This window comes from Winogradskyella aurantiaca (genome assembly GCF_003362725.1).
GTDB lineage: Bacteria > Bacteroidota > Bacteroidia > Flavobacteriales > Flavobacteriaceae > Winogradskyella_A > Winogradskyella_A aurantiaca.
This window is the reverse complement of sequence record NZ_QKTV01000005.1, coordinates 202592-215320: the sequence shown is the minus strand read 5'-3', so window position 1 is coordinate 215320 and position 12729 is coordinate 202592. Positions and strand designations below refer to the sequence as shown.

The 12729-nt window shown below is 40.7% G+C and carries 9 protein-coding genes; 3 read left to right on the top strand and 6 right to left on the bottom strand.

Going from position 1 to position 12729, the window contains the following annotated elements:
* Positions 1 to 3 precede the first annotated feature (3 nt).
* The 3 genes from DN064_RS10075 to DN064_RS10065 are packed head-to-tail and all read left to right on the top strand — an operon-like array spanning position 4 to position 2054.
* A complete protein-coding gene (locus DN064_RS10075; RefSeq protein ID WP_115462521.1) occupies positions 4 to 1098 on the top strand; it encodes a TlpA family protein disulfide reductase in 1095 nt (364 codons plus the stop codon).
* Positions 1091 to 1678: a hypothetical protein gene (locus tag DN064_RS10070; protein ID WP_232827469.1), complete on the top strand. Its 588-nt coding sequence runs from the start codon at positions 1091 to 1093 to the stop codon at positions 1676 to 1678. The genes DN064_RS10075 and DN064_RS10070 overlap by 8 nt, the downstream gene beginning before the upstream one ends.
* Before the next feature lies 1 nt (position 1679).
* The gene (locus tag DN064_RS10065; protein ID WP_115462520.1) at positions 1680 to 2054 is read left to right on the top strand and encodes a glyoxalase superfamily protein; all 375 of its coding nucleotides are present in this window, start codon (positions 1680 to 1682) and stop codon (positions 2052 to 2054) included.
* A 382-nt stretch (positions 2055 to 2436) separates the two neighbouring features.
* On the opposite strand, the gene DN064_RS10060 is transcribed toward DN064_RS10065, so the two are convergent.
* The 6 genes from DN064_RS10060 to DN064_RS10035 form a co-directional block, all read right to left on the bottom strand.
* The gene (locus tag DN064_RS10060; protein WP_115462519.1) at positions 2437 to 5127 is read right to left on the bottom strand and encodes a prolyl oligopeptidase family serine peptidase; all 2691 of its coding nucleotides are present in this window, start codon (positions 5125 to 5127) and stop codon (positions 2437 to 2439) included.
* A gap of 3 nt (positions 5128 to 5130) precedes the next feature.
* Complete coding sequence (locus DN064_RS10055; RefSeq protein ID WP_115462518.1) at positions 5131 to 6603, bottom strand: M28 family peptidase; 1473 nt, start codon at positions 6601 to 6603, stop codon at positions 5131 to 5133.
* A gap of 134 nt (positions 6604 to 6737) precedes the next feature.
* The gene (locus DN064_RS10050; protein WP_157962283.1) at positions 6738 to 7406 is read right to left on the bottom strand and encodes a DUF6090 family protein; all 669 of its coding nucleotides are present in this window, start codon (positions 7404 to 7406) and stop codon (positions 6738 to 6740) included.
* 28 nt (positions 7407 to 7434) lie between these two features.
* The gene (locus tag DN064_RS10045; protein ID WP_115462516.1) at positions 7435 to 9108 is read right to left on the bottom strand and encodes a hypothetical protein; all 1674 of its coding nucleotides are present in this window, start codon (positions 9106 to 9108) and stop codon (positions 7435 to 7437) included.
* A 13-nt stretch (positions 9109 to 9121) separates the two neighbouring features.
* Positions 9122 to 9421, bottom strand: coding sequence for an ankyrin repeat domain-containing protein (locus DN064_RS10040; RefSeq protein ID WP_115462515.1), 300 nt, complete (start codon positions 9419 to 9421; stop codon positions 9122 to 9124).
* Positions 9422 to 9482: 61 nt separating this feature from the next.
* Positions 9483 to 12722: a S41 family peptidase gene (locus DN064_RS10035; RefSeq protein WP_115462514.1), complete on the bottom strand. Its 3240-nt coding sequence runs from the start codon at positions 12720 to 12722 to the stop codon at positions 9483 to 9485.
* Positions 12723 to 12729 lie beyond the last annotated feature (7 nt).

Genomic DNA, 12729 nt, shown 5'->3' with positions numbered 1-12729 from the left:
GCTATGAAACAATTAGTTATTCCCTTTATCCTCTTGTTCATGATTTCGGGCTGCGAAAAAAGTCATGTATCCTATGAAGAAGTAGCGACAGCTTATACAAGGGTAAGTGATTCAATTGAGTTGTTGTCTTATAGAGTTCGAAGGATAGACACCTTTGCAGGTGGAGGTGTTTGGGATAATTCGGGATTTGCACATCTGGAACGGAATAGGAAGGATACCATTTTTGGATTTAACTTCTACGGTAAACGCGATGATGTAGCTCAGATCTCAATTTATGATCAAGGAAAGAATTTTGATCTGGACATGGAAGAGAAAATATATGAAGTAAGCCCGGGAGGGTATTACTTTACTGGATCCCCAGGTGGTCAGGTTATATCCAATGCATTTTTTGAATTGGAAACCAAGCAGGATTCCAGCTGGGCCGAGGCCACTGACCATGGATTTAATATGTACTACACCTATTCTGATGATTCACTTTACCTGATTATGGATCGAATTAAAGTTGTGAGCCTCGATGAAAATTACCAACCAGTCAGTGTTAAAGTCTCTTCGATTAATCAAGGAGAAAAAACAAGTACAAGCATTACGTTCTCCGATGTAAAAATCAATAAAGAAGTAGGTTCAGATTTCGATAGCTATAAGGCAATATTGAAAGACTATACCATTTTGGAACCGGAGGTGTATGAAGCAAGTCCTTACATTGGCCAGGCGTTACCTGAGTTAAATCTTACTGATATTCAAACAGGAAAGGCTGTCCAACTAGAAACCGATAAAATTCTATTAATGGATTTCTGGGAAGTGTGGTGTGGCCCTTGTATTAAATCATTTCCTCAAGTTGAGGCTTTGTATCAAAGCTATAAAGACGATTTACTGGTAGTTGGCATCACTACTGAAAGTAAGGATAAAGCCCTTGATCTAATTGAAGCTAAAGAGATAACGTTTAATAACTATTTCCAGGATCAGACCTTTTTAGATCAATTTAATATTAAAGGTTGGCCTACCTATTTGTTGGTAGATCAAAACGGAATTATTGTCAAAGAGTATTTTGGTTTTAATACGCAACTGGAAACTGATATTTTAAAATTAGTAAATGAATAACTTGATAAAATTATTGGGGATTAGTGCTTTGAGTTTGACTATGTGCTTGCTTATGCAAGCTCAAGAATCTCAAAACGAGCTACCGTTTAGAGAACTTTCTGAGTACCCAGAAACCTTTACTGCAAATTCGGTATCTGCAAGAATGATTGAGTCATTAGGATTCCGTTTTTATTGGGCTACCGAAAGCCTTGAAGACAATGATTTTGAATTCAAACTTTCAGAAGAATCAAGGTCCATTGGTGATACTATGAAACATGTGTATGATCTGTCTCTTATCATTAGAAACAGTGCTGAAAAGAAAACCAACAAGCGTGGCAAGGATAATACTATGAACTTTCAAGAACTGCGTGTCGCCACTTTAAACAATTTGAAAGCTGCTGTTGATCTTATTGGTGAGGCCGATTCTATGGAAGAGTTTAAAATTATGTTTGGATCCAACTCATTTCCGTTTTGGAATCAGGTTAATGGACCCATAGCAGATGCTATTTGGCATTGTGGTCAAATAGCTACACTACGTAGAGCTAGTGGTAATCCCATGAATTCAAAAGTAAATCATTTTTCCGGTACCATCCGGGATTAGTATGACAGCATATCTTCAAAATATTCATCCCGTATTACCGGTTAAGGATGTAAATAGTGCTATTGAATATTATTGTGCTAATCTAGGTTTCAAATTAACTTTTGTGGATAATCCAGAGACCCCAGCTTATGCTGGTTTATTGAGGGATGGTGTTACTTTACACCTTCAATGGCATCATAAAGATGAATGGCAAACTGGTGTTGACCGACCATTACTTCGCATCTACACCGATGAGGTGGATGTTCTATATGATGAATTTAGTTCTAAGAATGTATTTCATAAGGAAACCCAATTAAGAGATACGGAGTGGGGGACAAGAGAATTTGGAATCTATGATCCCTTTTCTAATGGGCTGATCTTCTACAGGGATTTGTAGAATCCAATTTATGACTACTTTTTCCGCGGATGTTTAGGGATATGTGAAAAAAAACGTTGTTGATTCAACAGTTCTATGAAATCTTATTTTTAACCAGACCTAAAACTGGTCTAGCTTTGTTGCAATTTTAGAAATGAGCTCCTTGGCACCATCGTTATGAACCTTTATAAAAGCAGAATGATTATCAATAACTAGAATTACTCCTCCTTTTTGCGACGCATTTTCAAATATTGGGTGACGAGTCTTACCCCAAGTCGAGCAAATAAAATCACGGCAATCACCATGACCACATCCAATCCAGACATACTATTGATTTAGTTAGTTACAAAGCTACTGCATATCTCAGATTAAGCCAGCTTGTTTAATTCAGATTTAACCTTTGTCACTCTTTAACTATGCGAAATCCAGTATACGAACTGGATGTCATAGTAGAATCTGACGGATCACAAAAATCATAGGCACTATAACCATAAACGCCATTGTCAAAATGTTCTGCCAAATTGCCGCCTAAATCATAAACTACAGCCTCCCTTACTTTTGATGATTTGTAGCTGCCTACCGGTTTCAGTAGACTTAGTTTTAGGCTTTTAATCTGTTCCTGAAGTTTTATCGCATCACTTTTAACCAGTGCGTAGCCAGCCCAGTTGTTAAGGGTGTTCTCCTTACCACCTACCTTATGAGCCATAGAGTGTAGTTCTTCAGCTTCTCCAGCATTTGGCAATCTATAGGTGTCTCCGGTAAGCTGACTTAGCCATTGTGTATATTCTTGAGCCTGTTGCTTAGTTACGAGTGCGGGATAATTATCCTGACCGACATCAAAATTAAAGCCGGAATCATAAGCCTTGAATTGTGCATTGGTAACCTCAAAGACACCAATGGCAATGGAATCAGCCTTAACTAATCTGGTTTCGGGAATGATAGAATTATTTGCTACAATCCCATACAAGCCGTCCACTGTACTTACGGATTCCAAGGCCTTTAGTTGGGCTAGTGGACTGTCCTTTTTAAAGCTCTTGCCAGTGTCTGGTTCTTTTTTAAGGAGATACGTGTCTATCCACTTGAGTTCTTCTTTCATTTTGCGCAATTGATGGGTGATTTTTCGTAAACCATGAGGTTGTCCCGGAAACCATAAAAAGCGCACGGGTGCTTTACCTACTTGTTGTAATCCTCTATAATATTCCCATCCCTGATCTCTTGGAACCGCGCGATCCGAACTTCCGTGAAAAATGATGGTAGGAGTCTTTATTTTCTCAATTTCAAAGAGCGGTGATTTTAGGATGTAATTCTCGTTATAGGTTTTTCCCTTAACATCATCCCAAGGAGCACCACCAAAATAACTCTGGTCAAAACTCACCCCAAATCTGCAGGTACCATAATCTGAGGTCCAGTTGACATCTCCGGCCCCTGGGGCAGCCACTTTAAACATATCTGGATAGCGCACTGTTAACATCGTGGTGATGATGGCACCGTTAGACCAGCCCATGGTACCTAATTGATCCATATCTATTTTACCTTCTTGATTTAAAACCTCAATACCATTCATGATGTCCTCCATTTCCGGTTCGTAGTAGTTCTTCTTAATACTTTCTACAAAGTCAAGGCCGTGATTTGATGATCCGTGATAATTGGGTTTAAAAACAAACATACCACGTTGGGCTAATATGTTTGGATAGGTACTCCAACGCTCAGACCAACGGTCTAAATCTACTCCTGAAGGCCCCCCGTGAATGGATAACATTAAAGGATAGCGTTTGCCTTCTTCATAGTTTTCTGGGTAGTACAATAAGCCCGTTACTTCTTCACCATTGTATCCTTTCCATACCATGACCTCGCTTCTGGTTATAGGCTTTTTAGCAAGTTTTTTATTGAGTTTAACCAACTCTTTTTCATTTGAAATCTTTGCTCCCTTAAGGTCCGCTACAAGGAACTGAGGTAGGCGAGAGGCGGTGGAGTAATTGTAGATCATTTTAGTACCGTCTAGACTCAAGGTGTAAATAAACACATGATCGTTTTTATCCTTGAGATCGAAGGTCTTTTTAGTCCATGAATTTCCATTCTTTTTGTAATATGCCAAACGGCGTGTAGCTTTGTTGGCCAAGGATACAATAACGTCCGAGCCTTGTACTTGATAACCTCCAGCATGTCCCATATCCCAATCCAAATTAACCTTGGTATAAGCCATTGAGGCTAAATCAAAATAGTAAAGCTCGTTGATACCAGCGCCATTCCATTCAGGGTCAGATCCGTATTCGGATGAGAAATAAAAGCCAGCATCATCTGCCGTGAATTGGAAGCCATAAGTTGGGTAGTCGAAATCTGTGAGGATTTGAGTTACTTGTCCCGTTTCAGTGTTTACCAAGTATTGAAAAGGCTCCTTTTGGGCATCCGATGCATAGTAGGTACTACGACTCATTCCATAGATTAGCCATTTGCCTGTTCTTGAGACTGTATAACCTGCCAAGGGTTTTGGGTTGTTGGTTAACCGGGTTGACTTCTTAGTATTAAGGTCGTATGCGTAGACATGATTGGGTTTCCAATTAACACTATCTTCAACCACTACCACGTTGTCCTTTAGTTTCTCAAGCTCTTGCTCATAAAGCGTCTTTCCATCATTGGACTGATACAATATCGTGTTTTCGTCTTTCCATCGTATGGATGAAATGCCGTTTTTAAAGTTGGCCACCTTTTGGGCTTCACCCCCGTAGATACTTAATTTGTAAAGGTTTTTTCCCTTATCCCGAGATGATAGGAAATAGAGGTATTCACCATCTTTAGAGAAAATAGGATTGTAGTCATTGTCCTCCCCATTGGTCAAGGCAATGGTTTTAAACCCTTTATCTGTTTCCATGTCCAGTCTTGTTAAATAAAGATTGGATACAAAGGCATCTTTTGATTTAACCCCCTTGCGCTTGGTCCAAACGACCATGGAATTATCTGGCGACACTGATACTGATCCTATAGACTCCGTGTTAATAATATCTTCTGGCGTCCATTTCTGTGCATCTTGAGCTCGAATACCAAGCGAGATGACAACTAAAAGAATGCTTAGGAATAAAGGGTTGGTGGGTTTCATTTGTTAATTGATATTATAAAGTTCTTTCGAAACAGGTTCATATTTATCGCCCTCTGTCCATCTTGGAGTTTCAGGGTCATTGGCAATTAATCGTCCAGAGTACACATAAGACTGGAAGAATTGCAACAGGTAATCATAGTCTAAGGTATCAGCCTCATCACCTGGCTGGTGGTAATATTTAGTGATCTCGGCATCAAAAGCACTAAAACCCAAAGAATAGGTAGGGGCTGGAATACCCTTACGAGCAAAATTCACATTATCAGATCTGTCAAAAAGCCCTTGCTCTCCTGCTGGGTCGTCAATAGCTTTTAATCCAAAAGTATCAGCAGCCCTCATGATGTGTTTTTCTGCAGTCGTTCTGGAAAGTCCAACAATAGTGGCTAATGAGGTGTCATTATAACCACCATTGTCACTATTAAAACAATAGACCATCTGTTCTAGAGGTAAAATGGGATTGTCAACATAGAATCTACTCCCTAGTAAGCCCTTTTCTTCCCCTGTGAACAGTATAAATAAAGCCGATCGCTTGGTTGGATATTTAGCAAGATTCTCTGCCATACTTAAAACGGTTGTGGTACCAACAGCATTATCTCTGGCACCATTGTAAATGTCATCTCCAGATTCGTCAGGAGTTCCTATCCCGACGTGATCATAGTGGGCTGAATAGATAATATACTCATCCTTAAGTACTGGGTCAGTGCCTTCTACAACGCCTACAACATTATAGGATACGATGTCTTTGTTATTGGAGCCCGACATGCTCAGACTCGCGGACTTCAGGCCATTGGATTCCAGGTTATCTGCCAATATGGCGTCGGTATCCAATACCCAGACATAAGGAAAATCTGAAGATTCTTCTTGTTCTGGACGTTTTAATGAGACACCGGTTCTTGTAAAACTGTCATAGATGAAGCCCCACATTTGGTCTTGAGCATTTAACAATTCAATGATGCCCACGGCACCATTGGACTGGGCTAATTCTTGTTTTTGTTGTCTTAATCCATAAGCGGCGCGGGCATCCTTAGCTTGATCATTTCCAGCTTTAAGCACCACTACTTTGCCTGTCACGTCCTGGTTGGCATAGTCAGATTCCATACCATACCCTAGGTAAACCGCATTGTTGAATTCTGCTTTTCCAGCATTTACGGCAACAAGGTCTGTTGCGGGATTTTCGTTAATGGTTACCGCTAAAAGTTCAGGTGGTGCTGTTTGAGATAAGGTAACATCCTGATAGTAATTGCCTGATTTTGGATTAGGTGACACCCCATAGGATTCAAACTGCCGAGCTAGGTAGGCGGCTGCTTTTTTAAGCTCGGCGGTGCCAGTTTCCCGACCTTTGAGAGAATCGTCTGTGAGGAAGTATATGTGTTCTTTTATAGTTTCCTGATTCACCGTTTTTTCAGTTAGGGTTTTATCATCTTTGGCACATGAGCATGCGATTAGTAGGCCCAGTGCACAGGTAATTAGTTGTTTCATAAAGGGTATTGTAATGTTAGTTTCTAAATATACAAATTGGAAGAAGGCTTATTGTATAAAGCGACTGAATTTAATCTTTCTTTAAGTTTCTCTTAGAGTTGAAAAGGCTCTCAAATAGTCTTTTTTTGAACAAATTAGTTATTGAAAAAATCATTACACGATACAATCAATGCTTCATTATTTGCAATAAACCTTTCGGCTTGTTCTTGGGCATTTTGGGAATACCCCAAACATAATCTCAAAACTCCTTGTATATTGGGAATATCACATATGACCGAAAACTCGGTTAACTTTGCCTCATTATTTCCGAAATCCAAATTGCGCGATTTAGCCAAATTTCTTATTTCACTGCTGATTAAATTGGAATGATTTGATATGGCTTTGGTAATGTAGGTATAGCTTAGAGCATAGTCACGAAGTCTTCTTTTTATGGCTTCGTCACTAATATCATTGTAGTCAATTTTATTGCTCATTACAATAGACTGATCTGCAGCCATTGTAAAAGGAGAGGTTTCGTTTCTAAGGGTAATGGTATCGTTGGATTCCATTCTACCATCACACTGATTTAAGAGTAGCCGATATGTACTGATTTGACCGTTAAACAGGAGTAATCGTGATTGATAAAAAATAGAATCGTTTTTGGCATCTTCCAGTAATTGGGAGACCAATTTTATTTCTTGCTGTCTTGCTTTTCTGTCTTCATTCCAATTGTTAATTGAAAGGGCAATTAAAATTCCTATAACCACCAGGATGATCTCTCCAATGGCGTATTTTATGTAGCGTGAAGTTTGGTTTTGGTTCATATATTTAAAGCGAATATGGCGAAAATATTTAATCATTTAAAATGGTTCTTAAATGATCTTTTGAGCCTGTTAATTCCCAATGTCCTAAGGATATTGGAATATTCCCAATGTTGTTTAAGCTGTCAAAAAACGCTTTGGTAGTGAAAGGACTATTCATGGTCTCCTTTTGCTTTGCAAAGTCTGCCATTGTTGCTTCCAATAGGTATTTCCCTGTAATGTAACTGGTACCATAGCCAGGTTGTCTTAAGTACAAATGCTGTTCAAATATGAGGAGCTCTTTTTCGGTTTTCATCCAGCCTCTAGGGGTATACTCACTGTGTATACCTCCAGCTTCCTCCATGGTCATTTCGTTAGCATGAGCGTACAAAGACCCCAGTCCTCTAGCGGCCCGCTGGGCAATCATGATATATACAATTTCCTTGGATCGTGGGCTATCGTCGTATAAGCCTGCTTGTAAAAACATCTCTTCTACAGCCGTTGCCATGCCTTCATTTCTGGAATCAAAAATATTGTAGAGTAGGGGTCCGCGTCTTATGGGACTGTTATTGGGCTCTTCTTCCATCCGGGCTAATTCAAACCAATGGTAAAAGTGTGAAAAGAGCGGTCTTGGATCGTAGTGCTGACCAATTCTAAAAAAGTTCCGTTCTTCTTCTGGGATAAAACTTCCCAGCTGTTCCCTTAGCGCTGGGTCAAAATAGGGCTTTACAGTTAGGATGTCCTGCTCTTCTAAGAAGGTCATTAGACTCCTTGCGGCGGCATCAGCCATAGCATCATAAGCTTCAGGCGAATCGACAGCCACCAATTCTGGTAAGTGCCTGTTGCGGTGCTCTTCTAATTTTAAGGCCGACCAGGCTCTGGCTAATTCACGTTTTAGAAGCATTACTTCGTCCTCCCAGCTTAGTGGGACCAGATGCACATTTTGTAGATACCAGGTGTAATTGTCTTTACCTATACCAGAAGGACCGGTTTTATTTTCACTTTCGGTCTTAAGCCAGCTAGCAAAGTCTTCTGTAGAACTTATGGATGTCTCAATTAGACCAACCAGTTCTGGGTCTTCAGCAACGCCTGGATATGCTAATACTTCCTTCAAGACTGAAGCTTGTGTTTCAATGTCCCGGATTCCAGCTATCCAAAGATCTCTAGCATTACCTGTTAGGTTTTGTTGTGCCTGGGTATTTAAAGCTGGAATAACTTTTAAATCTGAAACAAAACGAAATCGTTCTTCAGTGCTCAAAGGAAAGTCGTAGGTCCAAAGCTCTAAGGTGGCATGATGGGTGGGCCCTTCATGAGCTGGTACATCGCTTTTATAAGTCCAAACTGTTTTATAGAACGCTGGATCGCGAGCCGATGACTTGAGGATCCTGTGGTTAAAATCATAACCATTCATCTCGGCCCAGACGATCATATAATCTACCTGTTGAGGTATGGACCAACCAGTGGTATCAGCTTGCTGAAGTCGTTTTTGCAGTTTTTTAAAAGATTCCCAGCGTTTGGTATACGTAGCAGCTGTGTAATCTGGAGCCCCATTTAGAAGCGGAGGCGTTTCTAAAACCCTCCATTCTTTAAATAAGTCAACTAACTCCTCGTAGGTTTTAAAACTAGATTGGTCCTTGGTTTCAACAGTGACGCTTGACTTATGCTCACAATTAAAGAAAAAAATGGTGGCAATTATAAGTACATATGATTTTTGAGTGAGATTCATAATTAGAATGGGTTTAGTTGGTATTAGGTTTGGATATCACAGTTCTTAAATAGGCTTCAATTTCAGGATGGCCGTATTTAATGGCATAATCGAGTGCAGTTTTGTCTTCTACCGAAATGACGTCAACTCGTGCTCCTTTTTCTATTAAGTAGGTGACCAGTTCAAGGTGACCATGTTTGACCGCATACATTAAAGGGGTTTTATCAAAGCAGACCAGCTCTAAATCTGCACCAGCATCTATAAAGTAACGCGCCGATTCTAATGCCCCTTTTTCCAGGCTTATAGCGAGATGACTTATAGGGTAGTTTTCCATAAATTGATGACATTCGCTAAGTGAAGCCTTATCGATGTGAGGCCATCCCTTCTTTATCTTTTTAATTGCCTATTGCCGGCTTATTATAGGTTGGTACTTTTATTTCCTGTTTAGTACCCAATTGTTTCATTAGTTCTTCTACAGCACGTTCCAGCTGTGCATCTCTACCAGCATTCAAGGATTTAGCATCCTGTCGTACTTCTATGTCTGGTGCCACACCAACATTTTCAGCAATGAATTCGTTCTTAACAGGATCAAAAACGGCATTATCAGGCGAAGTTAATCGTCCTCCATCAATCATAAGATAGTGTGTTGAGGACTTAACCAAGCCACCCCAGGTGCGCATACCAATAAGTTTACCGGCCTTCTGTTGTCTAAAGACCCATGGGAAATAATCTCCACCAGAACCGGCTAGCTCGTTAATGAGTAATACTTTTGGACCTAAAATTCCCGCGGGTAAGGTAAATGGTTTTCCATTAGGGACCTCATTGGTTAATGCTGCGCGCACTTTTCTGGTCATAAGATCTACCATGTAGTCGTCCAATAAACCTCCTCCATTAAAACGTTCGTCTATCACCGCTCCTTCCTTATTTTGTTGTGCAAAAAAGTACCGATTGAAGGACACAAACCCTGGTCCCCCTGTATTGGGTACCCATATGTAGCCCAATCTTCCATTGGAGAGTTCATCTACACGGCGTCTGTTGTCTTCTACCCAGGTACGTTGCCTTAGGGAATTTTCGCTTCTCAAGGGTTCTACAATTTCAGTCCAATGCCCATCGAATTCTGGTGAGGAATTAACATGTAATACCGTTTGTTTTCCAGATGTGCCGTCTAAGAATTCAAATATGTTATCATCTGAGCTGAGCTCCTGATTGTTGATGCCAACAATGTAATAGCCTTCCTTTATATTTAATCCTGGGGCATCCAGGGGTCCTTCTAATCCTGGATTCCAGTTTTCTGTGGTGTAGATTCGTTTGATTTGGTAACGTCCATTCTCAAGGCCAAAATCAGCGCCGAGAAGACCTACTTGGTTGCGCTCTACTTCTGGATAATCTCCACCGCCAACAAAGCTGTGACCTACGGATAATTCTCCATTCATTTGATCAAAAATATAGGTGAGATCTGCTCTGTGTTTTATAAAAGGCACTAAAGGTGCATATCGTTTGTATACAACATTCCAATCCCGGCCATGAATATTAGGATCATAGAAATAATCACGCTCATAACGCCAGGCCTCTTCAAACATTTGCTCCCACTCTTCGGTTCTGTTGAGTTTCATCTGTAGGTTTGGTTTGATGGATTTGGCCCCTTTGGCATTAGATCCGCTGGTTTTTACCAGCTTCCATCCACCATTGATTCGTGCGAGCATATGTTTACCATTTGGGGTTATAAATGTGCCACTAGCGCCAGCTGTAAACTCTTTGCTCTCTTGCTTTTTAAGATCGAACTTATGAAGTGTTAATCCTCGGCTATTGGGCACACGCTCTGCTAAAAAGGCTGTATTCTCAGGACCCGCCAATATGTAGGCATAACTTCTTACTGGTACCGGCATGGGCAAAGTGCGTCTACCAATATTATCGAAATCTATTTTAAGACCTGAAGCTTCCTTCTTTTTATCCTTTCCATCTTTTTTCTCATCCTTCGACGATTCGTCATCTTCTGTTATGTCTTCCTCATCACTTTTAGGTTTAAACGGGGAGGTGTCGCCGGCGTCCAGGTTAACAACATAGGCACCATAGGTTTCATCCGACGCCATGGAACTGGTATTGGCCCATCCAGATCCTAAGGCAATGTTCGTACTTGCTAAGAAATACAGTTGTTTTTTGTTGAGATCCCATGCCGGTGAGAAAGAATCTGCAAAAGGGTCGGTAATGGCCGTTGATGATCCAGAATCTCTGGACCACAAATAAATTTGCCGAAGCATATTATCACCCGTTTTGGCGTAGGCAATCCATTTCGAATCTGGAGACCATTTTAATTCAATAGCACCACGCTCAATGTTGATGCCACCAATATCGATCGTCTTGATCTTTTTCGATTTTAAATTAACCACTCTCAGACGCACATCGTCATCTACGAAGGCAATGTGACTCCCATCAGGAGACCAACTGGGACTCCATCCTAATTTTGATTCACCAATGTCTATTTTGTCTAAAATTTTTGTACCATCCTGATTACTCACTATCAATTGGTAGTTTTTTCTATTCGCATCTGAAAACCAGGCAATCTTATCACCTTTTGGTGACCATAATGGTCTACGGTCTGCCACTCCTGAGGTGTTGCTGATATTTCTGGAATCGCCATTTTCAATAGGCACTGTAAAGATGTCTCCTCTTGCTTGCAGGATGACACGCTTACCGTTAGGGGAGAGCGAAGCTGATTGCGCTCGCCCTGTTACGTTTTCCCATTTGGTTTCGGCCCACGGGAAATCGCCAACTACCTCGATGTTTAATTGTGAGGAATTACCGGAACTTATATCCATAGTATGAATAAAGCCATCTCTTTCATAAACAAGCGTGTTTCCATATCCATTGATATTTTTAATATCTGAGCCTTTAAATTGGGTCACTTGACTGAGTTGCGAATTGGAAGGGTCAAACGACCAGATATTGGCTACCAGATCACGATCGGATAGGAAATAGATGTTATCATTTAACCATAGTGGTTTAATATCGGTGGTTCGATCTGTATTTGGTAATAGGATTTCGTTCTGCGTATCCAAATCCATTATAATTAATGGAGTATTTTGTCCCCCTCGATAGGCGCGCCATTCCACATCCCAGCGATCCATTTTATCAATGATCATTTGAGAGGCGTCTGGAGAATAGTCTCCATCGTAACCCCATTGGGAGCTTATAAGTTTTGGCAAACCTCCATCAACGGATACGGTATAAAGTCTGTCGTAACCTCTTGGAGCCGTATCCCGACTACTGCTCATAAGTACCGAGCTTCCATCATTAGTCCATCCTCTAACTCTGGACCCTGTTGGATGCCAGGTAAGTCGTTTTGGAGTACCACCCTCAATAGAAACAACATAAACGTTGCTGACCCCTGCACGATTGGAACTAAATGCAATCCACTTACCATCAGGAGAAAAGTGGGGATGCGCTTCAATGGCTGGAGTACTGGTGATGCGTTTGGCCAGACCACCAGTTTTATCAACAATCCAGATATCGCTTCCGTAAGTAAATGCGATATGGGTATCGCTAATGTCAGGGTCGCGTAATAATCTGGTTCCTTGAGCGATACTCAGTTGTCCTAACAAAAGACCTATAAATAAGTAGATGAATGGTTGTTTCATAATGATA

What these genes read in the sequence shown, in the direction of transcription:
- DN064_RS10065 (WP_115462520.1), top strand. Translation starts at nt 1,680, where the DNA reads ATGACAGCATATCTTCAAAATATTCATCCCGTATTACCGGTTAAGGAT.
- DN064_RS10050 (WP_157962283.1), bottom strand. Translation starts at nt 7,406, where the DNA reads ATGAACCAAAACCAAACTTCACGCTACATAAAATACGCCATTGGAGAG.
- DN064_RS10040 (WP_115462515.1), bottom strand. Translation starts at nt 9,421, where the DNA reads ATGGAAAACTACCCTATAAGTCATCTCGCTATAAGCCTGGAAAAAGGG.
- DN064_RS10055 (WP_115462518.1), bottom strand. Translation starts at nt 6,603, where the DNA reads ATGAAACAACTAATTACCTGTGCACTGGGCCTACTAATCGCATGCTCA.
- DN064_RS10060 (WP_115462519.1), bottom strand. Translation starts at nt 5,127, where the DNA reads ATGAAACCCACCAACCCTTTATTCCTAAGCATTCTTTTAGTTGTCATC.
- DN064_RS10045 (WP_115462516.1), bottom strand. Translation starts at nt 9,108, where the DNA reads ATGAATCTCACTCAAAAATCATATGTACTTATAATTGCCACCATTTTT.
- DN064_RS10075 (WP_115462521.1), top strand. Translation starts at nt 4, where the DNA reads ATGAAACAATTAGTTATTCCCTTTATCCTCTTGTTCATGATTTCGGGC.
- DN064_RS10035 (WP_115462514.1), bottom strand. Translation starts at nt 12,722, where the DNA reads ATGAAACAACCATTCATCTACTTATTTATAGGTCTTTTGTTAGGACAA.
- DN064_RS10070 (WP_232827469.1), top strand. Translation starts at nt 1,091, where the DNA reads ATGAATAACTTGATAAAATTATTGGGGATTAGTGCTTTGAGTTTGACT.